General features: G+C 40.9%; 28 protein-coding genes and 2 pseudogenes. 7 read left to right on the top strand and 23 right to left on the bottom strand.

Annotation, left to right across the window (positions count from 1 at the left end; all coding sequences use genetic code 11):
* The first annotated feature begins 201 nt into the window (after positions 1-201).
* The 5 genes and pseudogenes from rppA to RMZ41_RS11820 form a co-directional block, all read left to right on the top strand.
* On the top strand, positions 202-954 hold the full coding sequence (gene rppA, locus RMZ41_RS11840) for a two-component system response regulator RppA (RefSeq protein WP_322642043.1): 753 nt from the start codon (positions 202-204) through the stop codon (positions 952-954).
* Positions 941-2,326: a two-component system sensor histidine kinase RppB gene (gene rppB / locus RMZ41_RS11835; RefSeq protein WP_322642044.1), complete on the top strand. Its 1,386-nt coding sequence runs from the start codon at positions 941-943 to the stop codon at positions 2,324-2,326. Before rppA ends, rppB begins: the two co-directional genes overlap by 14 nt.
* Positions 2,327-2,465: 139 nt before the next feature.
* On the top strand, positions 2,466-3,098 hold the full coding sequence (locus RMZ41_RS11830) for a TolC family protein (protein WP_322642045.1): 633 nt from the start codon (positions 2,466-2,468) through the stop codon (positions 3,096-3,098).
* Positions 3,099-3,166: 68 nt separating this feature from the next.
* On the top strand, positions 3,167-3,949 hold the full coding sequence (locus RMZ41_RS11825) for a sulfite exporter TauE/SafE family protein (RefSeq protein ID WP_322642046.1): 783 nt from the start codon (positions 3,167-3,169) through the stop codon (positions 3,947-3,949).
* A gap of 200 nt (positions 3,950-4,149) precedes the next feature.
* Positions 4,150-4,284 (top strand): annotated as a pseudogene (locus RMZ41_RS11820) (ATP-binding protein); the annotation flags it as partial.
* A 93-nt stretch (positions 4,285-4,377) separates the two neighbouring features.
* On the opposite strand, the gene RMZ41_RS11815 reads toward RMZ41_RS11820, so the two are convergent.
* The 4 genes from RMZ41_RS11815 to RMZ41_RS11800 are packed head-to-tail and all read right to left on the bottom strand — an operon-like array spanning position 4,378 to position 6,655.
* Entirely contained in the window at positions 4,378-4,944 is a 567-nt protein-coding gene (locus tag RMZ41_RS11815; RefSeq protein WP_322642047.1) for a metal-dependent hydrolase, read from the bottom strand.
* Positions 4,945-4,995: 51 nt separating this feature from the next.
* Positions 4,996-5,478 (bottom strand): hypothetical protein, encoded by a 483-nt coding sequence (locus RMZ41_RS11810; RefSeq protein WP_322642048.1) that lies wholly within the window; start codon positions 5,476-5,478, stop codon positions 4,996-4,998.
* Between the two features lie 28 nt (positions 5,479-5,506).
* On the bottom strand, positions 5,507-6,175 hold the full coding sequence (gene arsH, locus RMZ41_RS11805) for an arsenical resistance protein ArsH (RefSeq protein ID WP_322642049.1): 669 nt from the start codon (positions 6,173-6,175) through the stop codon (positions 5,507-5,509).
* 51 nt (positions 6,176-6,226) lie between these two features.
* Positions 6,227-6,655 (bottom strand): ArsI/CadI family heavy metal resistance metalloenzyme, encoded by a 429-nt coding sequence (locus RMZ41_RS11800; protein WP_322642050.1) that lies wholly within the window; start codon positions 6,653-6,655, stop codon positions 6,227-6,229.
* 86 nt (positions 6,656-6,741) lie between these two features.
* On the opposite strand from RMZ41_RS11800, the gene RMZ41_RS11795 reads away from it, so the two are divergent.
* A complete protein-coding gene (locus RMZ41_RS11795; RefSeq protein WP_322642051.1) occupies positions 6,742-7,092 on the top strand; it encodes a metalloregulator ArsR/SmtB family transcription factor in 351 nt (116 codons plus the stop codon).
* 132 nt (positions 7,093-7,224) lie between these two features.
* Here RMZ41_RS11795 and RMZ41_RS11790 read toward each other — a convergent pair whose 3' ends face one another.
* The 13 genes and pseudogenes from RMZ41_RS11790 to RMZ41_RS11730 form a co-directional block, all read right to left on the bottom strand.
* On the bottom strand, positions 7,225-7,683 hold the full coding sequence (locus RMZ41_RS11790) for a dual specificity protein phosphatase family protein (protein WP_322642052.1): 459 nt from the start codon (positions 7,681-7,683) through the stop codon (positions 7,225-7,227).
* 54 nt (positions 7,684-7,737) lie between these two features.
* On the bottom strand, positions 7,738-8,151 hold the full coding sequence (arsC, locus tag RMZ41_RS11785) for an arsenate reductase, glutathione/glutaredoxin type (protein WP_322642053.1): 414 nt from the start codon (positions 8,149-8,151) through the stop codon (positions 7,738-7,740).
* Between the two features lie 33 nt (positions 8,152-8,184).
* Positions 8,185-9,246, bottom strand: a complete 1,062-nt coding sequence (arsB, locus tag RMZ41_RS11780) for an ACR3 family arsenite efflux transporter (RefSeq protein ID WP_322642054.1) — start codon at positions 9,244-9,246, stop codon at positions 8,185-8,187.
* 74 nt (positions 9,247-9,320) lie between these two features.
* The gene (locus tag RMZ41_RS11775) at positions 9,321-10,382 is read right to left on the bottom strand and encodes a PstS family phosphate ABC transporter substrate-binding protein (protein ID WP_322642055.1); all 1,062 of its coding nucleotides are present in this window, start codon (positions 10,380-10,382) and stop codon (positions 9,321-9,323) included.
* Between the two features lie 118 nt (positions 10,383-10,500).
* A complete protein-coding gene (locus RMZ41_RS11770; RefSeq protein ID WP_322642056.1) occupies positions 10,501-10,830 on the bottom strand; it encodes a metalloregulator ArsR/SmtB family transcription factor in 330 nt (109 codons plus the stop codon).
* A 405-nt stretch (positions 10,831-11,235) separates the two neighbouring features.
* Positions 11,236-11,643 carry a heavy metal-responsive transcriptional regulator gene (locus RMZ41_RS11765; RefSeq protein ID WP_322642057.1) on the bottom strand — a complete coding sequence of 136 codons (408 nt, stop codon included), beginning with the start codon at positions 11,641-11,643 and terminating at the stop codon, positions 11,236-11,238.
* Between the two features lie 201 nt (positions 11,644-11,844).
* Positions 11,845-12,651, bottom strand: coding sequence for a DUF2182 domain-containing protein (locus RMZ41_RS11760; protein ID WP_322642058.1), 807 nt, complete (start codon positions 12,649-12,651; stop codon positions 11,845-11,847).
* Between the two features lie 7 nt (positions 12,652-12,658).
* Positions 12,659-13,264, bottom strand: a complete 606-nt coding sequence (locus tag RMZ41_RS11755) for a DUF1326 domain-containing protein (RefSeq protein WP_322642059.1) — start codon at positions 13,262-13,264, stop codon at positions 12,659-12,661.
* Between the two features lie 61 nt (positions 13,265-13,325).
* The gene (locus RMZ41_RS11750; RefSeq protein ID WP_322642060.1) at positions 13,326-13,541 is read right to left on the bottom strand and encodes a hypothetical protein; all 216 of its coding nucleotides are present in this window, start codon (positions 13,539-13,541) and stop codon (positions 13,326-13,328) included.
* Between the two features lie 27 nt (positions 13,542-13,568).
* On the bottom strand, positions 13,569-13,889 hold the full coding sequence (locus tag RMZ41_RS11745; protein WP_409875171.1) for a cupredoxin domain-containing protein: 321 nt from the start codon (positions 13,887-13,889) through the stop codon (positions 13,569-13,571).
* 72 nt (positions 13,890-13,961) lie between these two features.
* Positions 13,962-15,245: pseudogene (locus RMZ41_RS11740) on the bottom strand (heavy metal translocating P-type ATPase); the annotation flags it as partial.
* Positions 15,246-15,261: 16 nt separating this feature from the next.
* A complete protein-coding gene (locus tag RMZ41_RS11735; protein ID WP_322642061.1) occupies positions 15,262-17,487 on the bottom strand; it encodes a hypothetical protein in 2,226 nt (741 codons plus the stop codon).
* A 546-nt stretch (positions 17,488-18,033) separates the two neighbouring features.
* The gene (locus RMZ41_RS11730; protein WP_322642062.1) at positions 18,034-19,218 is read right to left on the bottom strand and encodes a hypothetical protein; all 1,185 of its coding nucleotides are present in this window, start codon (positions 19,216-19,218) and stop codon (positions 18,034-18,036) included.
* Between the two features lie 523 nt (positions 19,219-19,741).
* Here RMZ41_RS11730 and RMZ41_RS11725 point away from each other — a divergent pair.
* Positions 19,742-20,194, top strand: coding sequence for a helix-turn-helix domain-containing protein (locus RMZ41_RS11725; protein WP_190895174.1), 453 nt, complete (start codon positions 19,742-19,744; stop codon positions 20,192-20,194).
* A gap of 85 nt (positions 20,195-20,279) precedes the next feature.
* On the opposite strand, the gene RMZ41_RS11720 is transcribed toward RMZ41_RS11725, so the two are convergent.
* From RMZ41_RS11720 to RMZ41_RS11695, 6 genes are all read right to left on the bottom strand, one after another.
* Positions 20,280-20,786, bottom strand: a complete 507-nt coding sequence (locus RMZ41_RS11720) for a hypothetical protein (protein WP_322642063.1) — start codon at positions 20,784-20,786, stop codon at positions 20,280-20,282.
* A gap of 270 nt (positions 20,787-21,056) precedes the next feature.
* Positions 21,057-22,085, bottom strand: coding sequence for a hypothetical protein (locus tag RMZ41_RS11715; RefSeq protein WP_322642064.1), 1,029 nt, complete (start codon positions 22,083-22,085; stop codon positions 21,057-21,059).
* A 621-nt stretch (positions 22,086-22,706) separates the two neighbouring features.
* Positions 22,707-23,015 carry a hypothetical protein gene (locus tag RMZ41_RS11710; RefSeq protein WP_322642065.1) on the bottom strand — a complete coding sequence of 103 codons (309 nt, stop codon included), beginning with the start codon at positions 23,013-23,015 and terminating at the stop codon, positions 22,707-22,709.
* Between the two features lie 271 nt (positions 23,016-23,286).
* Entirely contained in the window at positions 23,287-23,766 is a 480-nt protein-coding gene (locus RMZ41_RS11705; protein WP_322642066.1) for an ATP-binding protein, read from the bottom strand.
* Positions 23,767-23,800: 34 nt separating this feature from the next.
* Positions 23,801-24,259 carry a hypothetical protein gene (locus RMZ41_RS11700; protein WP_322642067.1) on the bottom strand — a complete coding sequence of 153 codons (459 nt, stop codon included), beginning with the start codon at positions 24,257-24,259 and terminating at the stop codon, positions 23,801-23,803.
* Positions 24,249-26,420 (bottom strand): DNA translocase FtsK, encoded by a 2,172-nt coding sequence (locus RMZ41_RS11695; protein WP_322642119.1) that lies wholly within the window; start codon positions 26,418-26,420, stop codon positions 24,249-24,251. The genes RMZ41_RS11700 and RMZ41_RS11695 overlap by 11 nt, the downstream gene beginning before the upstream one ends.
* Between the last annotated feature and the right edge of the window lie 4 nt (positions 26,421-26,424).

Below are 26,424 nucleotides of genomic sequence, written 5' to 3'. Positions count from 1 at the left end.
TGAGGTAATATCTATCTCATCTTATAACTTTATTTTAGAAGCTCTTTTCTATGCAGCTTCATATTAAATTGGTATAAAGCGTAGCATCTGTTTATGATCTTAGATAGCTTGCTTGTATACATGATTGAATAACTCAGAATTTCATCTTAATTTCATAAACTTCTGTCAATCTATTTCTAAGGGATAACCCTGTTATTAACTATGCTGATTTCACAAAACTGCCACGAACCTCTAACTTTTCAATTTGATATGCGTGTGTTGCTAGTCGAAGATGAGTCAGATTTGGGCGCTGCTATTAAGCGAACGCTGAAGCAGCAAAAGTATTTAGTTGACTGGGTAATGGATGGTAATGAAGCATGGGCATATTTAGAAAATAGTTCGGCACAATATACAGTGGCGATTTTAGATTGGATGCTCCCAGGATTTACTGGTTTGGAATTGTGTAAAAGGCTGCGTTTAAAAGGAAATTCTTTGCCTGTCTTGATGCTCACAGCTAGAGATAGCATGGAAGATAAAGTTGCTGGTTTAGATGCGGGTGCTGATGATTACTTGGTGAAGCCTTTTGGAATGGCAGAATTACTGGCAAGGTTGAGGGCATTGCAGCGGCGTTATCCCCACTTACAACCTCAACAACTAACCGTTGGTAACTTTACTTTAGATTACAGCAATAGTACAGTTGTCGGTCAAAATACGACGGGCGAAAAACAGGAAATTTCTTTAACTAATAAAGAATTCCAACTGGTGGAATATTTTATGAAGCACCCCAATCAAATTGTTACCACCGAACAGATTCGCAATCAGCTTTGGGAAGTAAGTGCAGAACCTGCTAGCAATGTGGTAGCAGCGCAAGTACGTTTGTTGCGTCGCAAGCTAGCCTGCTTCGACTGCACCAACCCGATTGAAACTTTGCACGGTATGGGATATCGTCTTAATGTGATTAATGAATCAAAATAAACTGTTTCGAGGAACTCGTGTTCGTTTAGCTCTGTGGTATGCCCTCGTCATGGGTTCAATTTTAAGCGTTTGTGCTTTCGGTGTCTACAGAGCTGTTTTCCGTGCTCATGTGGTAGCTTTAGACAGTGAAATTGAGTCTGTAGCAGGAACACTACATGACAGTATTGAATTTAAGCTCAGGCAGCCTGGGAGTTTGGAACCTGTTGTACAGCAGCTATTCCCAAATATAAATTTATGTAGAATTGGAGCCAGCTGTACTCAACAGCAGTCAGATACTAAACGCCATTTTCTTGGTGTAGTTAATAAAGATCACTACTATGTGCGTTTTTTTGATATTTCAGGACGCTTAATTGCTACTACCGGCAATTATCCAGAAGGGCTGTCTACTGTTTTCAGCAATGAAAAATGGTTATTTCTCAAAGACAGCAAAGGCAATGATTACCACCAAAATTCTTTAATGCTACACACCCAAGATCATCGGGATTGGGGCTATATGCAAGTGGGGCGAAGTCTTGAAGAATTTAATCGTTATCTGGATAGTGTCAAATTCAATTTAGGTTTAGGATTGCCGATCGCAATGGGTATGGTTGCAGTTGCTAGTTGGTGGCTATCAGGATTAGCTATGCAGCCAATTTACCAATCTTATCGACAAATTCAACAATTTACAGCAGATGCAGCACACGAATTGCGAACGCCTTTAGCTGCAACAGGCGCAACGGTGGAATCAGCGCTTTTAATGTCGCAGCTGGATGAAGAAGAAACGCGGGACATTCTGCGAACTATCCACCGTCAGAATCAGCGACTTATTACTTTGGTTGTAGATTTATTATTATTGGCTCGTTTAGATAGGCAACACTTGCCAGTACAACTAGAACAATGTTGTCTAAATGATATTGTCAGCGATTTAGTCGAGGAATTTGAAGCGATGGCAATTGCGGCAGGTGTAATGCTGCAATCTAGGATCAAGGTAAATAAGCCAGTAAATATTGTCGGTGATAGTGACCAGCTTTATCGTTTAGTTTCTAATTTAATTGTTAATGCAATTCAGTATACACCCAAAGGAGGGGAGGTTACGGTTTGCCTGGGTTGTAGTGACAATCATGCTGTGATTCGGGTTCATGATACGGGTATTGGTATCCCAGAGAAGGAACTGACTCGAATTTACGATCGCTTTTATCGCGTGAATAGCGATCGCTCTCGTAGCACTGGCGGTTCTGGATTAGGATTGGCGATCGCCTCTGCAATTGTTCAGGCACACCACGGTAGTTTGAATGTGCAAAGCGAATTAGGTAAAGGTAGTACTTTTACCATCGAACTACCGTTTAATGTTATCCACCTAAACAGGGTTCGCTCTTTTTCGCCATTTAAATGACTGTTTCGCCGCTTACGCCAATCTAAATAGAAAATTTCGTATTTAACCTATAGGTTTTCTATCTTTTGTTACTACCCCTGCTTTTAGAGTGTAGTCATTTTTTGCTGTGTGGTGTGAATTACAGGAGTTTAAATAATATATGTCAAACTATCGTTATCTAGTAATTGCGGGTATTGGTTGTGTATTTACCTTAAGTGATTTTGCTGCTAATTCAGTTCAACCTGTACGTGCTTTGACTCAGCCTCAGAGTAGTCAAACAGAAAAAGTTCCTTCTCAAGCAGACTCATTACTAACTGCTCAGTCTGCATCTCCCACTCCGACTTTACTCGATAACCTCAACCCTAATCCCAATTCTCTACAGTTTCCTACCAAACCAGAAGATGTCAAAATTCAGGCTACTCAGCCGATTACTCTGCAACAAGCTTTGGAACTGGCACAGCGGAATAATCGGGAGCTACAAGTATCAATACTGACTTCAGAACGAAGTCGTGCAACTCTACGTGAAGCACAAGCTGCTTTGTATCCCAATGTTAGTTTAAATACTGATATTTCTCCTCAACAATCTGCTAGTAGTCAGCTTTCTGCTGAACTGCGTTCTCGAAGTGGGATACCTTCTACAGAACAAGCTCCAAGTACAACCTCTTCTGGAGCGGCACAACTGAGTTATAACATTTACACCTCTGGCTCCAGGTCGGCTCGCATTAGAGCAGCCGAGGAACAATTACGTTTTGATGAGTTGGATTTAGAGCGTTTGTCACCCATTTTCTGCTAATTTACTCTTATTGATAACTCCGGTAATCCGACCGATAAACCGCAATTTTGAATAAAGCGATATCTACCTTGACAACCATCCAATTACTCGTCCTTATTACAGTTTTCTTGATAGCAAGCGTCATTAGCGTTATCACTGGTAGCACGTCTCTAATTACCGTACCTATAATGCTTCAGTTTGGGGTTGAACCGCGCACTGCCCTTGCTACTAATATGCTGGCACTAACATTAATGAGTATCGGTGGCACATTACCTTTTATTGGTAAAGGAGTAATTGACCGCCGTCGCTTACCACGATTAATAGTTCTAACCCTGGCAGGATCAATATTGGGAGCATTGCTTGTTCTGGTTGTGCCGTCAAAATCGATGCCACTTATTATCTCTATCTCGATGATTGTAGTTACCGTGTTATCAATTGCCAACAGGAATGCTGGAGTAGTTCCAGCAGAAGTAATACCTTCGCGGATAGCAGAAATCGCAGGCTATATAGTCACTTTCCTACTTGGTATTTACGGCGGCTTTTTCAGTGGCGGTTATGTTACCTTACTGACAGCAGCCTACGTGATGTTATTTCGCATGACATTTGTTCAAGCAATAGCTACAACTAAGCTGGTTAATATATTTTCTTCATTAGTTGCCACTTTAATATTCATGATGCAGGGCATTGTGGATTACAAACTAGGTGTGATTCTTGGTCTGACAATGTTTATGGGTGGAATAATTGGCGGACATATTACTCTCAGCTTGAGTAGTATCTGGTTACAACGTATTTACCTCACAGTTGTGAGTATGCTTGCATTTGTAACACTGCGTAAATCCTGGCAATCCAATCAATCAGTTAGCCATGACTAGTCAATTACACCTGGAATTTAAAGTTTATATCTGTCCTTCCCTACTTTAAAAGCAAATTAGCTAGCATATATTCAGCTTTTATGCCTCAGATGAGTTAAGCTACATCTGTGGCAGTAACGACCTTGCGATATTGTTCAACTTAGGAGTGCGATCGCGTTTCTTTAGCATACTCGCAGATACTACACATAGGCATTAACAAGGCTGATCGCTCTCGTAGTACTGGTGGTTCTAGTTTAGGATTAGCCATTGTTCAAGCACATAAAGGTAAAACAAATGTAGAAAGTGAATTAGGTAAAGGTAGCACTTTTACAGTTCAATTACCTAAAGAAAAATGAGTTTTAATTATTAAATTAATCTTATAAGATCAAACACACTAAAAATATACAAAGGTGAATGCTTAACGCTTTCTAAATTGTGATTGGAGAGATTTATGGCATTTTGGAGCGTTTGAAGAAGAAACGCGAAGCCAGAAGATAGATTAGCAGTACACTATCTAGAGCCAGTTCAAATCGTGCAAATTCTCGTCCATGATAGCGCCAATCCCAATAGCTAATAGGACTATGGAAACGGATACTCCATTCTAAAGGAAAAAACAATAACGGCCCATCGTTGGTATGGGTGAAGATGTCCACAACAGCATGGAATAAACATGCTAGCAGGAACCAGAATAACCAGCGTTCGTGTGACCCAATGTTTCTTCTACGTCGCCAGACTAATCCTAAGCCAAGCACAAGCAACACGGGGCTATGTAGTAAATTATGGAATGCTATCCAAGCTGGGTTGTAAAAGTACAGCTGGTCAAACATTAAATGAAAAGTATTAGCTAGACTCCAACCCAAAATCAAATGATAGTAAATAATTCCGCTGATAGACAAAACCCAAAGGGGTATATCAGGAGCCACAGAGCCAAGCAGAAAAGCACTTTTAACAATCGGTACTCGTGGTAATGCCTTATCTAGAGCCGCTGTCATGAGAAAATGAGAGGGAGTTTTCATGTTTGTATGAACTACCCAGACCTACGGTAGCTGAGGGGAAGGACTTTTGGGTTACGTTAAATCCTGTAAGAGTACAAAGAAGCCTAAAATGATGCCAATACACCCTAAAGAATAGTAAAACCAACGATCATCTTCCCAAACTCTCAATACGGTTCGATTTGGATAATTAACGAAAGCATTGATTTGGGAAACTATTGTCTGAGTTGATACATAGAAAGGGGTGTAGAAGGGTGAGAAAGATACTTCGCCTTTTGTAGTCAAAAGAAGGATTTGGTCACTAGAGCCATTATCCATACTAATCTTGCCAACTTTAGCTCCTTGCAGTTCGCCCTGTGGAAACTTTATGACATTTGATACCAATAAACTGGTTTCTACTAATTCACAACGTTCCTGGTTTGGATCGACTCGGTTACAAGTTAGCGTTGTCACTCGCCCAAAGAAAGCGATTAGAAAAAGCCCTGACAAGATAAACGTGATTGCTAGCGCCAAAGCCCAGAGTGAGGAATTTCTGTGTCTGATTGTAAAGGGTTGCATAAAAGACCCATAATAAATTTTTAGGTAACTATGCTTTTTTAGTTAAATTCCCTTCAAGAGATGAATTTGCGATTGCAGCTATATCCTTAGCAGCTTTTTCCTTGCGTTCGCTGTAGCGATCAGTGAGGTAATCCACCTTGTCTCGTAGCAACAAGGTGAACTTATAAAGTTCTTCCATGACATCCACAACGCGATCGCGGTAGGGCGAGTCTTTCATTGTGCCGTCAGAATTGAACTCAAGGTAAGCTTTAGCAACAGAGGATTGATTCGGAATTGTAAACATCCGCATCCATCGTCCTAAAAGCCGCAATGTATTGACAGCGTTAAAAGACTGAGAACCACCACTAACTTGCATGACGGCCAAAGTTCTACCCTGTGTCGGTCTAACTGCTCCAATACTGAGAGGAATCCAATCGATCTGGTTTTTCATGATGCCAGTGATCTGACCGTGCATTTCTGGGCTAGACCAGACCTGTCCTTCTGACCATTGGCTCAATTGGCGCAACTCTTGCACTTTGGGATGAGTGTCAGGTACGCTGCCGTAGATTGGTAGTTCACGTGAGTCGAAAAACTTCACCTCTGCCCCAAATTCCTGAATGATGCGTGCGGCCTCCTCTGCCAAAAGTCGGCTATAGGAACGCTCACGCAACGAGCCATACAAAAACAAAATTCTGGGGGGATGGTCAAATGTCGTCATAGAAATGTCAGGATACAAATTAATAATTGGCACAAAACGTAGAGCTACAGACTAACAACAGGCTCCTTGATTGCACACTTGACTACTAGCTTCAACAGGTTTAATATCCCGTACCTGTGAGTCACCCAAAACTTTATAAATCTCCCAGGGTGAGCCATCTGGGTCATGCACCCACACTTTATCCTGAAGGGCATAGCAACAAGTCACTTGCTCCTCTGGTCGAGTCTCTAGCCCAAGTTGTTGCAGGCGATCGCTTGCGGTTACAACTTCATCCGCTGTCTCAACCTCCACACCCAAATGATTTAAAGTGCCAGCCCTCTCTGTATTTTCAATCAGTACTAGTTTTAGAGGAGGCTGGGCGATCGCAAAGTTGACGTAACCAGGGCGGCGTTTTGCAGGCTCAGTACCAAAAAGCTTGCTATAGAAATCAACCGCAGCATCTATATCACTAACATTCAAAGCAAGTTGAACACGAGACATAACAGTTCTCCTTAAATCGATACACATCAATATTGATGTGTATCTATATATTGCCAAACTATATTGATGAGTGTCAATATATAAATATGAATTCTTTAACCTCTACTTCAACGTGTTGTCTTTTCCTGCTGCAAGAGGTGTTGCAGCCAGATGAAGCGGCTCAGATTGCTGCATTATTTCGAGTGCTGGGTGAATCAGCTCGGTTACAGTTGCTCAGTTTTATTGCAGTTCAACCTGCACAAGAAGCTTGTGTTTGCCAGTTGGTAGAACCACTTGGTTTATCGCAACCCACTGTCAGCCATCATCTGAAGGTGTTGTATGAAGCAGGCTTGCTCCAAAAGGAACGACGCGGCACTTGGATTTACTATCGGTTAGTACCAGAGCGGTTCGAGATATTGCAGAAGGTACTAACTCTTCCAAAATCAAAACGAGATTGAAAGATTTGCAGATTGATTGAGGAAGACAGTGTTCCAGGGGCAACTTAAGAATACCAAAGAGAGAGCAAATAAGGCTGCACTTCACCTGCATACTTGCTCCCAACAATCAAGCAGACCAGGCACGGTAATGACTTACTCTTTTGCCAACTCTCGCAGAAACGTAGTTTGAGCTTCTCGCAGCTCAACATCAGGGTTCATGGTCAGGATTGTTTTGATAGCATCGTCGTAAGATGAACCAGCACTAATCAAGTAGGAAGCTAAGATTGTTCCTGTCCGCCGTCTGCCACTAGTGCAATGAACTGCAACACCGTTGCCAAGAGCGTTTTGACTGTTAATAAAGTTTTGTAATTCCTGAAGCTGTTCTTGGCTGGGTGCGGTGCCTCCTTTAATAGGCACCCAGAGGTAAGTAATGTCTGCCTGCTGATATAAATCTAGATTGGAGGGGTCATCCATAACAGAGACGATCGCACGAATACCCACCGCTTGTAATTCAGTCAACTCTTCTGCCATCGGCTTACGCATACCTGCCAGCTTCCCTGGAATCACCCACCACAGGTTTTCTCTTATCGGTTGACTTGATTCCTGCTCCATTGGTTTGACCTCAGTCTCATTCCAGCATTACAATTTGAGCTAACATTGCAATTTCTAAACAGCAGGCGTAGATTCTTCTTTCAGTGACTCAATTAATTGAGCCACCCGTTCTTTAATCTCATCGCGTACTCTGGGGAATATTTCAGGCTGTTCGGCTGGGTCATCCAACTGCCAGTCTTCAAATACTTCGCGCACGACCCACTCTGGTGGCAAATTCACGCCACAACCACACAGAGAAATTACAATATCAAAATCCTCCGCTTTAAAATCACTCAGAGCTTTGGAGTGTTGATCGGTAATGTTAATGCCGATTTCTTTCATGGTAGCGATCGCCTCTGGTCTGACAACACTTGCTTCTAACCCAGAGCTAACTACTTCAATTTTTCCCTTACCAAGGGTTTTAGCAAAGCCTTCTGCCATTTGAGAACGGGCAGAATTCTTTTTACAAACAAACATCACTCGTTTCATAGTTTGATTCCCCTAATAATGTCGTTAAATTTATCAGCTGCTCGATTCAGGCGTTGCGAAATAACGCTTTTGGAGCCAGAAGGCAACATTAACCAGACTAATTAGCACAGGCACTTCTACTAGCGGGCCAACGACAGCTGCAAAAGCCACACCTGAATTGATGCCAAACACTGCAATTGCCACTGCGATCGCTAACTCAAAATTATTTCCTGCTGCTGTAAACGCTACACTGGCGGCTCTAGAATAGTCTGTCTTAATGCGCCATGCCATGTAAAAGCTGACCAAAAACATCACAACGAAGTAGATGATCATCGGAATTGCAATCTTAACTACATCTAAGGGAATTTGAACGATTAAATTTCCTTTCAAGCTGAACATGACCACTATTGTAAATAGCAGAGCAATCAGCGTAATCGGGCTGATTTTAGGCACAAATTCTTCGTGATACCATTGCTTACTCTTCGCCTTCACTAAGAAGTAACGAGTGAAAAATCCAGCTAAAAAGGGAATACCAAGATAGATAAACACGCTCTCGGCAATCTCGGCAATACTCACGTTAACGACACTACCTTGCAACCCAAACAGAGGCGGTAGCACACTAATAAAGAACCACGCATAAGGACTGTAAAAGATGACTTGAAAGATGCTGTTAAAAGCAACCAATCCAGCCGTGTACTCCGTGTTGCCTCGTGCTAAGTCACTCCAGACGACGACCATTGCAATACAGCGAGCTAATCCAATCAAAATCAATCCTGTCATATATTCTGGATAACTACGTAAGAAGGTAGCTGCCAGAGCAAACATCAGAATTGGCCCGATAATCCAATTTTGAACTAGAGACAGACCGAGAATTTTCCCGTTGCGAAATACATCCCCTAACTCTTCGTATCGCACTTTCGCTAAGGGTGGATACATCATCAGAATTAACCCGATAGCAATTGGTATATTGGTTGCTCCCACTTGGAACTGGTTGATAAATCCTTCTACTCCAGGAAAGAAATAGCCAAGACCAACACCAAGAGCCATTGCTAAAAAAATCCACAAGGTTAAAAATCGGTCAAGAAAGGAAAGGCGTTTTGAAGTCTTTTTGTTCATCACTCTTTTCACACAGTTTGCATTCTAAAGTTTCATAATGAACAAGTTGGTTGCTTTAGATGGGTTATCCATGTCTAGAATTGTCCTTCTTTCCGTAATAACTCTCCAATTGTCAGTTTCATCTCTGCTTTTCCTCCAAATACTGTTCCCACTTTGCCTTGATACAAGTGAACGTAATTGAGGCGTTTGCTATCATCTGGTAAAGGTATATAGCCCACGGCGCTAGCTGTTGTTGGTGCTTTATCAATGTAAAATTCTACAAATTTGTTTACTAATCCTTTGTCTTGCTGATCCCGAAAATTAACGTAGATAAACAAAGGTCGAGCCAGGGGTTGATACTGGACTTTCTCTACAGTTTGACGCGACGGCAGTACTGCAACTTTGCCGTTGTCAATTGCCAGCACTTTTAACTTATCTTGGTGTTTTTCGTAATAGGCATAGCCAAAATAACCTAAAGCATTTGGATCTTTGCTGATGCCATCTACCAATACCTCATCATCCTCACTTGCTGTGTAATCATTACGGCTGGCTCTAGTTTTACCTACAGTCGCTTCTGTAAAGTAGTCAAAAGTACCAGACTTTTTCCCAGCACCATACAAATTAAGTGGGCGATCTGGCCAAGATGCACGTACTTGATTCCATCGGGTAATTTTCCCTTGGGCATCAGGTTCCCAAATCTTTTTCAATTCTGCTACTGTGATGTCTTTTGCCCAGTCGTTTTGCGGATTAACGGCGACCGTTAGCGCATCAAAAGCAATAGGGAACTCCAAATACACCACACCATTTTTCTTGCAAGTTTCCATCTCTGCCTTCAAAATCGGTCGGGAAGCGTCGCTGATGTCAGTTTCTCCAGCACAGAATTTTTCAAACCCGCCAGTAGTACCGGAAATATTAACTGCAAACTGCGCTTTGTTGTTGGAGTTCGCTTGATACTCTTTAGCGATCGCTTGGGTAATCGGATATACCGTACTAGAACCATCAATCTTAATCGTCGTCCCAGCTTTTGCAGTATTAATAGCTTCAATAGCATTTGGGGACTGTTGACTTTGAGTACTAGAAGTTGAGCTAGCTGCACAACTGCTTGTCAGAGCAAGCGTCAATAGCGCGAGAGCCAATTTATTAACTTTTGCTTTCATCGACCTCTTCACCCCCGTCTTGTAGCTAAGTTTGTCTTTCTCTTATATCAAGTTTTCTTGATACGTTAGTGTATTGTCAACTACAAGATATAAAAATTCATCAAAAAAACTTGATATGTCATTGGGGATTTTGGCAAGAGCGGGCAGGTAATATTTGAACTAGGCGGCGATAATCGGATAAATATTGCTCTAGGACAACAAATTGAGTCAAATTAAGGCTGTAGTAAATCCAGCGTCCCTCTTGGCGTGAGCGGACTAAGCCAGCTTCTTTCAAAGTTTTCAGATGAAAAGACAGTTTCGACTGAGTAACTCCTAAAGTCTCGCACAAGTCACACACACACAGTTCTTGCTCTCGCAACAGTTCCAAGACCTGAAGCCGTAGTGGTTCAGAAAGAGCGTGAAAACCAGCAACAATAGTAGCGTTCGGGAGAGTGTCAAGAGAATCCATCAAGTTTTATTGAACTATCTTTTCATATTTATCATAGCAAGCTAAATTCAACCTAGAATTCATTCCATTTAATTTGAATTTCAATGTAACAGACTGATTTATAGGCAGTTTGATTGAAGCAGTCATTGTGGCAATTGTTTAGGGGCACAAGTAATGGAAGTTACTGAACTGCTGAACTGCTGAGGCGATATATAGCAGGAGAGCGAGATTTTACTAGAGTTGATCTTGCTGAGGTCAATCTCAGTAATGCTTGTCTAGCATGATTTTTTATATTAAATTTTTTGTAATAGTAATTCATGATTAAAGTTCTTACTCTCAAAACCAAATCAAACAAAAAAGCACAGTAACCCGTAGCATAAGTTACTGTGCTAGTTAAGTTTTTTAACAAAGTTAACTTCTTAATTTCTATTCAATAATTGGACAAATGGTTTGATAAGTATTTTCAGGTTTTATTTCCCAACCAGAAAGTAAACCTTGTAAATCTTGTTTCAAAATAAGCAATTGCTGAATTTGCTCATCAATAGCTTTTACCTTATCTTCTAGCTTAGTTTTTATATGTTCACAAGGTAATTCACCACCATCATGAACATCCAAGAATTCTTTAATTTCTGATAAACTTAAACCCAGACTTTGAGCGCGTTTAATAAAGTGCAAGCGAGCTAAAATATCAGCATTAAACAATCTAAATCTACCCTCGGTTCTACCTGATGATTTGAGTAGACCAAGTTCTTCATAGTAGCGAATAGTTTTAATTGGTACGCTACTTTCTTTTGCAACCGAACCAATTAATTTTGGTTGTTCTTGAGCTAACATATTTACCTACTTTTATAATATACACAACTTCTATACTTATACTAAACTCTCCAGCTAACTGGAGAGTCAAGGATAGACAGTATCAAGTTTTAGTTGCTAATAATCAAAATCTAAATATGCTGCTACTAGTATATTATTAACATCAAACGAACAATTAACTTGTCAATAATTGCAGCTGTATATCTTTGTTGCAACACAACCCTAGCTTGCCACTGATAGCAAACTTGGTAAAATCACTCTTATGCCTAATCCAATAAGTAGCAATCCGGCAACTCGACCCACCCAAACTCCCAAAGGAAGTAATTTCTCTATCAGGACAAACCCACTAATAATTGCTACCCACAAGAGATTCATCACTCCAGTTACAAATAAAAGGAGCATGAGTATCCAGCAGCATCCTACACAAAAGATACCATGCCGAAAACCCATTATCAAAGCACCTTGTATTCCTTCTCGCCACTCGCTCATCAAAAACCCAATTGGAGAACGACAGTAAGACAGACAAGCTTGCTTAAGAGGAGTTAACTGAAAAATTCCAGCAAACAGAAGCAGTGAGCCTCCTAAAATGGGACTTGTGCTTACCATCATTGGCGAAAGCAAGGCAACTGAGTGGAGACCCAATTGAGCTAAACTTACCAAAGCGCTGAATCCTGTCCAAACTACCAGATATCCTAAAAGGAAGGCGCTAGTTAGCACTAAGAGGTTATCGTGATTGGGGCGTTTACGGTACATGTTAGCAAACGTGAGAATCATAGGCGATGCTGAGGGAAGCATCATCGCTATCATCATCACTGTCCACATCACAAACACCATCACGAGATCGAAAGCTTGCCAAGTGTGCATGTGAGGCATGGCCATTTCCATTCCCATGTTCGTGTTTCTCATGCCCAATGCCATTTTAAGCACATATATCCATGCCAGCACTGAGATAGCAACTAAACCGGAGAGTACTAAAGCGCGATCTCGCTTTAGTAGTGTTTCTATCTGTGTCTGTTGATATTTAACCATAAGCTAATTAGGAAGCTTGGTAAGAGAAGGGCGAAAAGAAGCCATTCTTCTGTGAGATGTTCCAAGCTAATTTGTGGTCTTTATAATTCAACTGCTTGGATTTTGATACCACTACAGGGTGTCCGGGAGCAACAGCTAATGGATGATTGGCGATTGTGATATCACCACCCGCCTGACCAGCGATCGCTTCAATCTCGGCTTCGGCTATGTTAGGAATTCGCAAACTTCGCTGCTTTCCCTGTGCTTGGTAATCAATAGTCACGCTTTTGATGCCTAGAACTTCGCCCACATGTGATGCTAGAATCGCAGGATGGCCACCCGCTTGCCCGGAAAAAATTTTGGTCAAGGCATCCTTTTGAGATTGACTAGCGCGATCGTCTAAATAAATGGCAGCTTTCCACTCTACTTGCATCATATGCCCAGGTGAGTGGATAGCGAACGCAACATTCAGCCCGTCTAAGGAGACATCCTCAAAGTTCCCCCGATCAATATGCCAGCCGATCAAAACAGTACATTCCCCCTCAGTTGGTGGACTCAAGAAAACGCATGGGCAGGCAACATCACAATTGCAAGCCTCAAAATACGTGCCTGCAAGATTCCATTTCGCATCCATGATTGTGTCTCCTTTTTTAAAATAGGGAGTTAGTACTAGGGACTAGAAGGGAAGAAAAATTTCATTTCTTTGTTGTGCCTAAATCAAGCATGGGCATTTTGCTTGAAATTAAGAGTATATATGGGTTGAGCGACTTTAAAAATAATACCTCAATTAACCATCTTTGGCTTTGACTACCTGGCTGAAGATTGAACATTGCTTTAGTGGCCGGTTCTAGATAAATACCCATTTCCCATTGCTGCCACTGGTGTACGGATCTGGATTGAGGTTCTGTCATAGTTTTATGTTCCCTTGGGGCTGTTGATTAAGTGTTTAAAGCTTCGGCTCGAATTTCCCCATGAAACATGTTCATGCCACAAGTAAAGACATAATTTCCGACTTGTTTGGGTGTAAATTCTACAGCAGTAACTTGATTTAGTGGTAAATCAACGGCAATATGAAAGTCTGGAATTAAAACTTGCTCTAAGCAACTGCTAGGATCTCTGCGGTCGAATAAAAGCCGCACGGGTTTAAGCGCTTCCACTACAATCCGGCTTGGCTCGTATCCACCATCAACGGTGATGGTTACTTCTTGGATACCCTGGCTTGCTGCAACTGCCTTTTGGGATTTGGGCTTACTGAGCAAAAACCACCAGAGTTCTAAACCAATCAGCCCCAATCCACCAAGCGTAACTGCAACTTTGTTTGCTAATGGTTTGGCACGGCTGAGTTGAATTGCTGTGACTATACCTTGTAAATCGCCTGAGATGAGTGTAATGTCACTAGCGGCGATCGCTACATCTGTACCAGTGCCAATTGCCATTCCGACATCGGCTTGAGCTAGTGCTGGTGCATCATTGATACCATCTCCAACCATTGCTACAATCTTTCCTTCTGATTGTAGTTTCTGCACTGTAGCGGCTTTTTGGTCGGGCCGAACTTCTGCCAAGACACGCTTGATACCAACTTCACGGGCGATAGTTTCGGCGGTACGGCGATTATCCCCGGTAAGCATCACCACTTCTAAACCCAGTTTTTGCAAAGCTCGAACTGCCTGTATAGAGGTAGGTTTGATGGCATCAGCAATCCCCATCAATCCCTGAATTTGTCCGTCAACTGCAATCCAAATCGCAGTTTTACCTAGATACTCCAAACGCTCTTTATCTTGTTGCAAGGCTTGGGTGTCAATGCCTAATTCTGACATCCAGCGTTGCGTTCCAATTTGCACAAGATGACCAGAAACTATACCTTGTACACCACTGCCTGCGATCGCTTCAAACTCTCTGACATCTGCTAACACCACTTCTTGAGATTGAGCGTATCTCACAACTGCTTCTGCCAATGGATGTTCAGAATTGCGTTCCACAGATGCCGTAAGTTGCACCAACTTGATCTCATTGCTATTAGCAGTACCATTGACGGTGACAAAATCGGTAACTGTTGGTTTACCTTGAGTGATAGTTCCAGTTTTATCTAGCACGATTGTTTGAATTTTGTGTGCCAGTTCTAGGCTTTCAGCACCTTTAATCAAAATGCCATTTTCTGCACCTTTACCCGTTCCTACCATCACAGATGTTGGTGTGGCTAAACCCAGCGCACAAGGATAGGCGATAATTAGTACTCCAACAGTGGTGATCAGCGCTAAAGTCATGTTGCCTGTAAAATTAAACCAAATGATGAAAGTGAGCAGTGCGATCGCAATTACCGCAGGTACAAACCATCCAGTTACTTGGTCTGCTAATCTCTGAATTGGGGCTTTGGAACCCTGTGCTTGCTGTATTAATTGGACAATCTGTGCCAGCACAGTATCACTTCCGACTCGTGTCGCCCGAAACTTGAAACTCCCAGTTTTGTTGATGGTAGCTCCAATCACTTCATCCCCTGGTTGCTTTTTGACAGCCACACTTTCCCCTGTCACCATCCCTTCATCAATTGTGGATGCTCCCTCAATAACTTCCCCGTCAACAGGAATTTTCTCACCAGGGCGAACCAGTATCACATCCTGTGAAATTCAGCCATCACGTCTCACCTTTTTGAAACGCTAACTCCAACGAAAACGGTAGGCACCCAGGATTGGCAGCTGCCCACTCGTTGGCTTCTGCAATTAGGGTTTTGTTACCCGAATCGAGATAAAATTGCATTTTGGCACTCTGCTCCAGTCTTTCGCGTTCTTTGCCCCCAATTAGGCATCGCGCAATTAGGCAGTACTCTCTAGCTACACGCTTGGCGTAAGATGCTGCTTGGAGTCGCAACTTAGTCAGATTCTTCAGTTCTGACAAAGCGAGAGTTGCTGCTGGATCGCTTGAAGATGTACTTTGCTCGCTAACTTCAGCTTTTTGTGAGGTTTCAGACGGCACAATTGCAGGTGTAGGCGCAGTAAGCGGAATACTGGCAGAATTGATTAATAAGTTTTTGTTATTGTAATTTTCAGCCGCGCTGGGGTTAGAAAGGTATTTAAAATCCTTATCTGAATTACTTTGATTAACATTTTGAGCAAGTTGTATAATATTTGAAGAAACTGATGAATTATCAGAATTATTAAAAGATGAAGTTAACGACAAATCTTCTGGTTGTAATAAATTCAATTCTTCAGAATTAAAATTAATTTCGTCAGATTCATCTCGTACCTGTAATACAAAAAATTCTCCTTCAGACTCAGCAACTTCTTCAAAACTTGCGGCTGCCAACTGCCCTGTAGGGGCATCGGCAGCAGAAGGTAAACAATTACAAAAAACCTTCATATAGTAAAAATGACCGTCATTTTCCTTTTGGTAAAGGTTTTCAGCACTTTGTTTTTTAGATGAGTTTTCAAAACTATCAAATTGCCCGTCATTGCTTGGTTGATAAGGGTTTGAGCTATTTCCTGCCCAAGGGTCTAAAATGTAACGTGTGGGATGCCACAAATGTACGTGCTTTTGTAATGTCTCTTGTGAGATAGTTTTATGAAAGCGGCGTTTATACTCAGTACGTATCACTTTCGCTCGTTCAGTAGCACCTGCTGGGAACGCACCATCCCACTCTATTGCTCTTACTACTATCTGGATGCGTTTTTGGGCTTGTTGGCTGCGTTCCCAGTTCTGTTGCTTACGACGGTCAAATGGGATTACGTTGTCTTTGGGTTTATCAATGCTGCTAATGCCTGCTATGGCTTCTGCAAATGTGTTTGCGAATGTACCCAATAGCCGTTCGGGATAACTCTGGTAAGGGCTATACCATTTGTTACAACTTGTCGATTCTACCCAATGCCGCACTCTAGCTTCGATTTCGTGTTGGTGTCGGCAATATTGGCTGTAGCCGGGGGCGTTAATTGCGGTAGTAAGGCAAAATTCGACTAATTTATCACTTTCTAAATCTAAAAAGACGATTCCGTACCCTACGAAGATTTGTAGGAGGGTGTTTGTTTGTCCTTTTCCTGTCCAGCCTGTGCTGATGATTTCTTCCCAGTTGGCACGCCACTGTACAACGTCAGCAGATTCTTGCTTGCGATATCTCTCCCGTGAAATTTGTTTTTTGGCTTTGTTCGCTACCCGTTTTAATTTAGTTAAATCTTGCCGACTTGCGGCGTGATCGCAATAATCGAGGAAGATAGAAACTGAGTCGCTAATTGGTTGTAGGTCATCATTAAGTAAAAATGACCCGCTACCCGGTTGCATGGGGCAACGGATGGCTTTGTAGTTAGTTATTTGTTTGGCACTATATGGTTTGGTATTGGGGAAGATTTCTAGGTGTCCTTGGCGGAGGATAAAGCCTGCGTTTCTTAAGGTAATCTCTAGGGCGCAGGCTAGGGGAAAGGTGGGCAGGGAGGAAGCAAAGGTTAGGATCAGGTGATAGCCGCCACTGAAGCTGGACTGGAGGATGATGATATCAACTATGCCGATGTCCTCTAGCACCGCTTTGATCCGATTTATAGATTCAATGTTATGGTAGTCCCCAAAAAAGTCTAAATCGATTGTGGCGTAACTAGTTGTGTCGTTAAAGCGCAGACCTACTAGTTTCGACTTGTCTTGGTGCAGGTTCCACAGTTGGGAGGGTTGGAGGTAATAGTCGATGGTACGCCATGCTGGTTTTGTACCTTCTACTAAAGAAGGGGCAACTATCGCCCCAAATGGATGCCAAAAGCGCTCTACGTAGCGTTTACCCACGGATTCTGCGGGCAGGTGGGGTTTGATTTTCTTTTTTGAAGGCTGTGAAAGGCTTAATTGGGGCTTGCTATCAACATCAGCCCCGAAATCTTCTTGGTACATGAGTGACTGTCCTGATGATTTTTGTGCATCAGGTAGTCTCGCTGTTGGTCAAAATGTGTTAGCCTAAATTTGAAATTTTTTATTTTGAAGCGGTTGGTTATCCGCTTGTTGGAGGCGACTGGTAATCGTCTCGTGGTTGAAAGCAAACAAAGGTTTATACTTGTTTAGGCTTAGACATACGTAGGCTTAGGCTAAGATTTAGTCCAACACGCTTCACCAACAACAATGCGACTACCCAACTTTTTTTTGGTAATTATTTAAATGAGGCAGTTCGAGCAAAGTTGTTACTAAATCGACAAAAGAGTTTCGGATAACAATGCAAAGCTAGCAACACCTAAAAGTGTCACCGTACATTAGCTTTTGCTAGTACAAGTAGTGAAGATGAAATTACTCATACTCCACCACCGAGTTAAAAAACAAAAAACAGTCAAATATCTTGATACGAGTTCAGCACCCACAATAGTGAACTCGTATTGCAATTAGTATTGAGATGCTAATCTAGTAAGTAATGTTAAATTGTGGGACAAATTATCAGCCCACAGCTACCTATGCAGCACGAATATTATCCTTTTTTCTATTTGTAGATATTTCCATTGCTTTCATTTGGGTCTTATAATCTTCCCAAGTTTTTTCAAATACGTCAGACTCATACATCCGCAATAAAACCTCCTCTTTATCAGTTAGATTAGGAAGTTTCAACAACTCCGCCAAAGACACTTGAACTGGGAAAACATCACTAAACTTTTGCATTAAGTGAAATATTCTCTTCCTCTGTGATGCAGATGGTTCATCCTGCAATTCTGCATCAATTTGTCGCGGACGTAGATTCACAATTTCTAGGTTCATATTCACTAAATTCCTCAATCCAAACACAACAAACTCATTAGTTATACCAATAACCCGTCCCACAATTTCCAACTCGGGCCGCAGTCTCTTTTTGAATTGATATACTTGGTCAAGCTGGAAACACCGAAACGGATTGCGCTCGCCATTCAGCATCCAAGCAATACCATCGCCTATACTACCTATCTCATCTGCCTCCAGAAGGTCTATCACCTGGTAACAAATATCTTGATTGCAAACAAACTTGTACGCTGCATCAATACTTCGGTTAAATTCCATCTCCAGTGCAACAACTGCCTTAAATTTTTCCATTTCTCGTAATTGAGAAATTAGTTCAAAAACTTTCTTGCCCTTGTGATAACTACCAACACTTATATTTAGGTTTTCTGAAACCTCCTGAATCACGGGTTTACCCTTCTTTAATTGAGACTTGCTCTCATTTGTCGAATGATTCAAATTTGAATACTTCGATTCATTCAAACGACGAGCGCTCTCCCTTTGTCTTTCTTTCGCTTGGGGACGAAGTACGCTCTCCCAGTACTGCCCCTCGTGAAATTTCTGGTAATGAGTCTTCCCACCTTCCCGATGGAGATTAAAGTCAAGCACTAGTTTCAAATCTTCTTCAGGCGAACCAGACTCGACAAATTCCACTTTCACAGTGGAAATCCCTAACTGGCGAGCTATCTGCAAACGACACTTCCCTGCCAAGACTACATTGACACCAGTACGTGCAGATACCTTTAAAGATTCAAGAATCCCTTTTTCCAAGATACTTTTTTCTAAAGCCGGACGTTCCTCATTTTCACCATATATTTCTATCAGCTTCGGATGAACAACCAACTCCGCAGGCGAAATATATACGATTGCCGGATTCTGCACAAGAGACATATTTATACTCCGGTTCACAAATTGTCAGTCAAAAGATAATTTCAAGAAGTGAAAATCCCAAAAATCAAGCAGGAAAAGCCTATACAGCAACATTTGCAGCGCTTCTATCCCTTGGGAAAATTGATTATTTTAAAAAATAATTAATTTTTGTAAATACCAAAAATTACCTACCAGAAGATTCTCTTTTAGAGATTTTCTCCCGCAGTAACTATTATTCTCAACCCATTGACAACTAATACAACTGAAGAGATATTTAAGGCGCTGATATTGGCACAAAAAGCATCTATCCGAAGAAAGATTTGTAAAACTGTGTAAACTCATGATATGATGGCTCTAGATAACTAAATTGACAAAACAAAATTCCGTCCTGTCTTAGTAACAGGTGGGTTTGTTTTTTTTCTCAAAGCCCTGGTGCAAACAGGGCTTTGAGTGAATTTTTAGGAAAAATGGACTCTACAAAAAAAGTATATCAGCCTTCATTCCATTTGGCAAAATTGTACAGTAAAGAGGGGTAAATTTTTAGATGCCTCGTCTTCAAATACTAAATTCTATCGAAAAGCAAGCACTAGAGCACATAGCAGCGACCAGCAGCGATGAAGTTAGCAAAAGAGCGAAAATTCTGCTAGGACTAAACGAAGGCAAAAAATATGTAGCCTTAGCCCAAGAGATTGGCGTAACCGAAAACTCAATAGCAAAGTGGAAAAAAAGATGGACATCAAGTACCATCTTGTCAGAAACCCAGGAGGGGGCGATCGCAAAAGCTAACGAGGTTTTAGGTGTCAACGTAGGCAGACCTAAGAAGTGCAAAAGTACAGAGGCAAGCAAAATTGTCGAAATCAGCGAATGGAGCAAGAACCGAAAACCCAGTCGTTCAAAGCACCATTACCATACGCAGGTAGCTGAGGAAGCCACTCGGAGGGGATTACCGACATTATCGCCAAGAAGTATAGGACGCATCTTAGAAGCCCAAACTTAATAGAAGGACTTATCAAGCAAGTACCATCCTATATCAAGAAAGTAGTTTTGAAATCCCAGTTTTTACCGAGGCTTTTCATCAAACTCTAAGCAAGCATTTCCACAAACTCGACTACTTGAGCAGAAGTCACTTGTTGCGCGATCAGAAAGTCAACGAGTCCATCGAGTTTTTTACGGTTGTAAACGCTAGAATAGCCTTGAATCTGGCGTTCTTTGCAGAACTGTCGCAGCTTCCGCGCACCTAAATCCAAAAGCTTCTTCCTTTCTTCCGTAACCTCTATTAGCACAAGTTGTCTGGCTTCATCTGCAATCCTAATTTCAACAGATGGCGGCGCAGTTTCAATAATCGAAGATTCTGGTTCAAAAAATTCTTTTTCATCATAAACAGCACCAACCACAGTCAAATACCCCTGAGTTTCCAAAACTAGCGACTCTTCAGAAATCACCCCAGCGCTATTACTAACTTGAAGTGATGCTGATTGAGCAGGGACAAAAATCACGTACAAGATTGGGAAGATAGTCAAAAACAACTCGATTGGAAACAAAACATCGTTAACAGATTGCACAAAAGGTGATGTTGCAAAAGCAGACATAATGTGATTCCTCCATAAATTACTGATGAGCGGCGTTATAGCGACTTGCCACCCAGTAGCGGGGGAAACCCCCGTACTGAGTGAAAGCCTTTATACGTATCCCATCTACCAGTAGGAGGAAGGAGGGTAAATTGCCTTTAAGCAATTAGACGAACCAAGTTTTCCAAAATTTGCAGTTGTTGAATTTTAGAAATTACCAATCCAAGATACAGAAATTACAAAAATGCGATTTTTCCGACTTGCACCCGCAGCTTTTAGAAACTTCCTTATTCATCCCAGCACTCCAGATTTTTTACTCTTAAGATAGTTGACGTAACTAACCAAGTTGTAGTTATATCTGAGTTCTTGGGGAACAAAAGTTGAGTAAGGATGCAGCGCTACACCATCACGGCGAAAGCGGTGACAAGGCGCATATATATCAAAAAAGATAGATATTTCATCACCATCAACCTCGATTTGGGCTATGCCCTTAAGTTCCTTCGTAAACTCCGAAACTCGCCCTGATGCTACGTAGTCAAAGACCACTACATTTCGAGTGCGGAAATACTGGATGTAGGAAAGAAGTCTCGCTTCGGTACCAAGCTCAAGCAGTCTATCAGAATGTTTAAGCAAGATACCGGAATAAGAAAAAGAAAACCTACGATTAGCGTATTCATCCCACAAAATAAGGTCGCCGTAAAACTTGCAAATATTCGCCTGATTGGACGATATTTCTCTATTTAAGCTTTCGACAACAGCATCATCTTCAAATGGAAACAACGCCTTACGTTCATCCCATTGCTTATCTGGACAGCAACCATCTTCAAACCATCCGTATGGATGAATGCCACAAACAATATTATTGGCACCATGCAGTAACTTACACCCAGCACACACTTGCAAATAGCAAGAAGTAAATTCTTCGCTATTAACTGCATTAACATAGCGTCGGTGTATATTTAAATGTTCCTCTAAAGCTTCACAAGGTAAAGGCTTATATGAGGAAAAAGTTTGTCCAATTAATCTGTCTGGATCAATTTCATCATAGATTACAGCCAAGTCGTCAATGTGGTGAGAACGTAATTTCTCGTAAAGTACTAATTTTCGATACGGTTCTTCCTCAAATCTGCAAATAACCAAGCCCTTAAAATCAGAATTTCCCTCAAAATTTATTACCGTATAGGTGTAAATAAAAGGCACATCATTAGATTTTTCAAAGCTCTCAGGTTTTGTAAATACAAGCGGTTTTATGTCAGCTATTTTTGCAGGTTCTATCCTAGAATTAGTGTGATTTGAACGATAATTTAGCCAAACGGTCACGAAATACTTCACTCTCTACTAGGACAACATATAGTTCAAAGCTATAAATGGAGTTCAAAAAACTCAAAACTTAATTACAGCAAGGAACATGGTCTTATAGTTCATTTGTACCGTGCCGCGATGAGAGAGAAATAAAAATTCAGATTTCAGGCGATCGCTTTATCACTCAATTTTTGGCCAAACATATTTTTGAACCATATTGTGGGCATTTTGAACCAAACTTTGACCGAAAGTTTAAAATTTAAGGGTTAAATTAGTGTGTCTTGCTCTGCATTTTTTACCAAGTCAAAAATAAAACTTTTGGTTGTATTATGGTTCGCATTTAAAACACGCGGACATAATTTGATTCATAAAGTTAGGTTTTTGATTGGCTAAAAATCTTGAAATTACGTTAACTTTTGTTACTTAAAGGATAATGTGGCCGTTTTTAAAGGATAAAGTGACCGCAGAACAGAACCTATGACAGAAGCGTATTTGAAATAATTGAATGCGATCGCTTGTAAAGTATGCTGAAAGTAGGGCAATGCAAAAATAAGCATTCCAGGATTTAAAAGCGGCCACTTTATCCTTTAATTCCGGCCACATTATCCCTTAAGTTACAACTTTTGGTCACGCTATGGTTCACAGTTTGGTCATGCAAGGGGTAAAATCACAATTAGTTTCCTCCGATTCTTCAACAATAGTTAAGAAAGCACCGCCCAAGGAAGCAAAAATAATTCCGGTAAAGCCTAATACAATAGCACCAATGCCGGTAGAGGCAATTTGTTCAGAGCGTTCTTTCTCAACGATTGGGAATCCGCCCCTAGCTAAGTACAATAAGCCCAAACCAGAAAAAGTTGCTATAGCGCCCAAACCAATAGCAGTTAAAGACACCATTCCAAAAGCAGCATTAAAGTTCCTCAAGCAATTCAACGCAAACTTCTTCAACATAAGTCATCCCTCCAAAATGCAGGTTACAAGGTTTTTAATTACTCTCGCCCCGGCAAGAATTGGTATTTGCTGAGAAATACACTACTAACCTACCCCTTACTCTATTAACAATTCCAAAACTATTTAATAGATTTGTATTGGTTAATTTTCAGTATCGGCAGTAGTTTCATCCCCAATGGTGATAGCAAGAGTCGAACTTGCTTTATTGCTGAAAACAACAATCTACCCGGAGTGGAATATCACCAAAAAACAATATCTAGAAATCACATATCTACTTTCCAAAAGTCCAAGTATTAGTTTCGTTCAATTCTAATTCTTCAAAATAGTTAGCAAAAACTGGGAAGTGGAAATATCTTAGCGGCATACGAGATATTAATAGTAAAGAAAAATTTTCTAGTTTAGCTAACTGTTGTAATCGAAATAAATCGTCGCTAAAAGTATCGCTAACAAAGTGTAATCTATCAAAATTATCTATCACCAGCAGCCTATTATAAGCATCAGATAATTTGCCTATGAGATTTTGCCAATCCTGTTGGTAGTAAAAGCTAAAGCTAATAGGAATAACGTTGAAGAGATGATCTACACTAAAAGGATATTCAAGATTGAGGTAAACAGACTCTAAGTAAATATCCTTGAGTAAACAGTTTTTAACAGTAAGAGTCTTACCAATATTTGGCTTGCCCCATAGGTTAACATTCTTGCCTGCATTTACCTGATCGATTAACTGACGGTAGTCTTTATAACGTAACATTATTACCTTCTTTTAAATCCAATATATCCATAAATTAAATTGATACTAAGTATGTGACTTTTTGATTATGCTTTTCTAAGCTTTTTCTAGAAAACTGGTTAGATACAATAAAATTATCTAACAGAAAGTCAGGTGATTGTGAAAGTCTCAACAGCACACCATCATCACCACTACTGCGATGATAATAATGAACTACAGGTGATTGGATAACTGTCAAGTTATCGTTACGGATTGCTTGTCCTGTAACCAGACCATCCATGATAAATTTGGCGGCAGCAGCTACATTATCACTATCTCGTCCAAAATTTTTGAGATACCAATGGAACTCAATCCAAACTTTACTATCCAAACAAAATCCACATTCTCGAACAAATTCACCAATTAAGTTTGTCCAGTACTTCTTAAGTCCAGCGCTGGCTTGCCAACCTGACCGTGCCTGGTTAATAATTTCGTTCATACTAGGAGGTAAAGGCATCGTTAATTCAAATATCATCTTCTTCACCCCCTTTCAAGCTCTTTAAAAAATCCTCAACAACATTTCTAAATTTCTTGTACGATCTACCATCTTGACGGGATAAATTAAATACCGCTTTGACAATTTCATCAAGTTGATAACCCTTTTGATGCAAGTTCAAAATTGAGTTTCTTGCTTCCTCGTCAAGCTGTACCTTAAAGTTAAAACTGCCCTCAAAATCAGTTTTGGACTGTTTAGTTTTAGTAACAGCAGTAGTTTTAGATTTACCTATGTCCTTACTATTGCGCTCGCCGTACAAACTAGCGACAAATTCATCAAAGTCTAACCCAGACTGCCAAGCTGTGTAGGGGTCGTTCTGATTTTTAGCTTCTAGGAGTAATTGCTGGAAGTATTCAGGGTCTTCATCGTCAGCTACATAAAGCGCCTGGAGTCGCAGCACTTCAGTCGTTTTGTACAAGAAATCTCCGTATCCCAGTAAATAAACTGCACGTTTGTCTTTATCGTCTCCAAGGATAATACAACTGTCTTCAGGGCGAGTCGTAACAAAGGCTGTCTTGGCTGGAAAGTTTGAGCGAATCAACGGATCAATCACGTTTTTATCAGGTCGCTGGGTGTACAAAAGTACGTGAATCCCTGCACCACCAGCTTTTGCAAGCAACTTCATCAACGCAGTCTCAATGCGATCGCAGTAGTTATCATCGGAAAGTAGATCAAAACACTCGTCAATCAGACAGATCACTCGCGGCATGACAAAATCAGGTGCAAACCGCATGTTGTACTGTGCGATCGTTTCAATACTGTTGTGGCGCTCAAATTCCTGGTACCGCAATTCCATCTCTTCAACCAAGTAATCAAGCAAGTTAGCAGTCGCCTCCGCGTCACGCGCAACTGGGGCAACAAGATGGGGTAGCCCATCAAATTTACCAAAGGTCACGCGCTTAACATCCGAAAGCGCTAATCGAACAACAGAAGGTGGATACTGCCGCACTAAATATAAGATTGCTGCTTTCTCAAATTGCGACTTCCCACCCCGTGTCCGCCCACCACCCAAGATATGGGTTACGTTGTCGCTATAAAGCGGAATTTCGACATAGGTGCCATCTACATCAACACCACCGGGGATCGATACCGAATGAATATCAGGTTCGCCGTCAAAAGTAAAATAATCGCGGAAATAAGCAAATTGTCTATCTAACCGGGGTATGTCAAATACAACTCCCCCAGGCACAACACTTACCATTGGTGCAACTTTCAAGTTTAACTCTTCACCAAGCTGCTGCACTAAGTCATTGCCAATATCTTCTACTTTTTTATAACTTACACCTCGTCCTAATTTTACCTTAATGCGGTTGAATGTTGGACCCGTTTTAGCATCAACATATTTGGCATTAATACTAAATTCTTCGAGAGTATCAACTAATAACTTCCCTGCCTGTACCATTTGGGAAGTAGCAATCTCATTTGCACCACTATTTCTATCTAAATATTTAGGCTCTTTTAAAAGAATTAAACCATCACCTGTCAGTTTTAAATCTAATGGCTTACCTGTAGTACGCGCAACAAGTACTGCCGTTCGACAGCAATAGTTTTTAATGAATTTATCTCTCGATTTATTCGCTAAATCAGTAAAATAACTAGTTTCTTTATTGCTCAAAAATAAATTATAAAGATTCTCCTGAACTACTTTATAACCAATCTGCTTGAGATAAATATTTTTGATTGCTTCAATATATTCAAATAAAGATTCAATGGGTGATAGATTAACTATCTCAATCATTTTTTGATATACGTTATTTTGCTCCCACTGTGATGGCATTCGATTGAGATGAATATATTCAAGTGCATAACGTGCAAACTCGTACTGGTTTAAAGTACAGTGCTCTGCACATATTGATAATATTTCTTCATCGTTTGTACCTGCAATTACTGATTCGTATATTACCTGAAATAAAAATTCTAAGTTAAATTCTATAACCTGACGTGATAATTTTGCTCTGAAATCAATCTGCTTTAAAACAGTTTCAGCATAATAAACCATTACGTCAGGTAAAGCTTCCCGTATATTTTCTATAATCTCTTCATTACCCAAACCATCTTGTTTTGCTTGCACAATTGCAGTCAAAAGCTGTTGTTTTTGAACTTCAATATTACCATTAGTGTTATTGTATGGTAATAACATCACT

This window comes from Nostoc sp. DedVER02 (genome assembly GCF_034530675.2).
GTDB lineage: Bacteria > Cyanobacteriota > Cyanobacteriia > Cyanobacteriales > Nostocaceae > Nostoc.
Note: the sequence above shows the minus strand (reverse complement) of the source record. Positions and strands in the feature narration are given on the sequence as shown.

Coding starts and splice junctions, on each gene's coding strand:
- RMZ41_RS11710 (WP_322642065.1), bottom strand. CDS start 23,015: ATGTTGAAGAAGTTTGCGTTGAATTGCTTGAGGAACTTTAATGCTGCT.
- RMZ41_RS11765 (WP_322642057.1), bottom strand. CDS start 11,643: ATGTTAGCTCAAGAACAACCAAAATTAATTGGTTCGGTTGCAAAAGAA.
- RMZ41_RS11725 (WP_190895174.1), top strand. CDS start 19,742: ATGCCTCGTCTTCAAATACTAAATTCTATCGAAAAGCAAGCACTAGAG.
- RMZ41_RS11755 (WP_322642059.1), bottom strand. CDS start 13,264: ATGGATGCGAAATGGAATCTTGCAGGCACGTATTTTGAGGCTTGCAAT.
- arsB (WP_322642054.1), bottom strand. CDS start 9,246: ATGAACAAAAAGACTTCAAAACGCCTTTCCTTTCTTGACCGATTTTTA.
- RMZ41_RS11800 (WP_322642050.1), bottom strand. CDS start 6,655: ATGTCTCGTGTTCAACTTGCTTTGAATGTTAGTGATATAGATGCTGCG.
- RMZ41_RS11720 (WP_322642063.1), bottom strand. CDS start 20,786: ATGTCTGCTTTTGCAACATCACCTTTTGTGCAATCTGTTAACGATGTT.
- arsH (WP_322642049.1), bottom strand. CDS start 6,175: ATGACGACATTTGACCATCCCCCCAGAATTTTGTTTTTGTATGGCTCG.
- RMZ41_RS11810 (WP_322642048.1), bottom strand. CDS start 5,478: ATGCAACCCTTTACAATCAGACACAGAAATTCCTCACTCTGGGCTTTG.
- RMZ41_RS11705 (WP_322642066.1), bottom strand. CDS start 23,766: ATGTTACGTTATAAAGACTACCGTCAGTTAATCGATCAGGTAAATGCA.
- RMZ41_RS11735 (WP_322642061.1), bottom strand. CDS start 17,487: ATGTACCAAGAAGATTTCGGGGCTGATGTTGATAGCAAGCCCCAATTA.
- RMZ41_RS11730 (WP_322642062.1), bottom strand. CDS start 19,218: ATGTCTCTTGTGCAGAATCCGGCAATCGTATATATTTCGCCTGCGGAG.
- arsC (WP_322642053.1), bottom strand. CDS start 8,151: ATGAAACGAGTGATGTTTGTTTGTAAAAAGAATTCTGCCCGTTCTCAA.
- RMZ41_RS11795 (WP_322642051.1), top strand. CDS start 6,742: ATGAATTCTTTAACCTCTACTTCAACGTGTTGTCTTTTCCTGCTGCAA.
- RMZ41_RS11760 (WP_322642058.1), bottom strand. CDS start 12,651: ATGGTTAAATATCAACAGACACAGATAGAAACACTACTAAAGCGAGAT.
- RMZ41_RS11700 (WP_322642067.1), bottom strand. CDS start 24,259: ATGATATTTGAATTAACGATGCCTTTACCTCCTAGTATGAACGAAATT.
- RMZ41_RS11830 (WP_322642045.1), top strand. CDS start 2,466: ATGTCAAACTATCGTTATCTAGTAATTGCGGGTATTGGTTGTGTATTT.
- RMZ41_RS11750 (WP_322642060.1), bottom strand. CDS start 13,541: ATGACAGAACCTCAATCCAGATCCGTACACCAGTGGCAGCAATGGGAA.
- RMZ41_RS11790 (WP_322642052.1), bottom strand. CDS start 7,683: ATGGAGCAGGAATCAAGTCAACCGATAAGAGAAAACCTGTGGTGGGTG.
- RMZ41_RS11775 (WP_322642055.1), bottom strand. CDS start 10,382: ATGAAAGCAAAAGTTAATAAATTGGCTCTCGCGCTATTGACGCTTGCT.
- rppB (WP_322642044.1), top strand. CDS start 941: ATGAATCAAAATAAACTGTTTCGAGGAACTCGTGTTCGTTTAGCTCTG.
- RMZ41_RS11815 (WP_322642047.1), bottom strand. CDS start 4,944: ATGAAAACTCCCTCTCATTTTCTCATGACAGCGGCTCTAGATAAGGCA.
- RMZ41_RS11695 (WP_322642119.1), bottom strand. CDS start 26,420: ATGTTATTACCATACAATAACACTAATGGTAATATTGAAGTTCAAAAA.
- RMZ41_RS11770 (WP_322642056.1), bottom strand. CDS start 10,830: ATGGATTCTCTTGACACTCTCCCGAACGCTACTATTGTTGCTGGTTTT.
- rppA (WP_322642043.1), top strand. CDS start 202: ATGCTGATTTCACAAAACTGCCACGAACCTCTAACTTTTCAATTTGAT.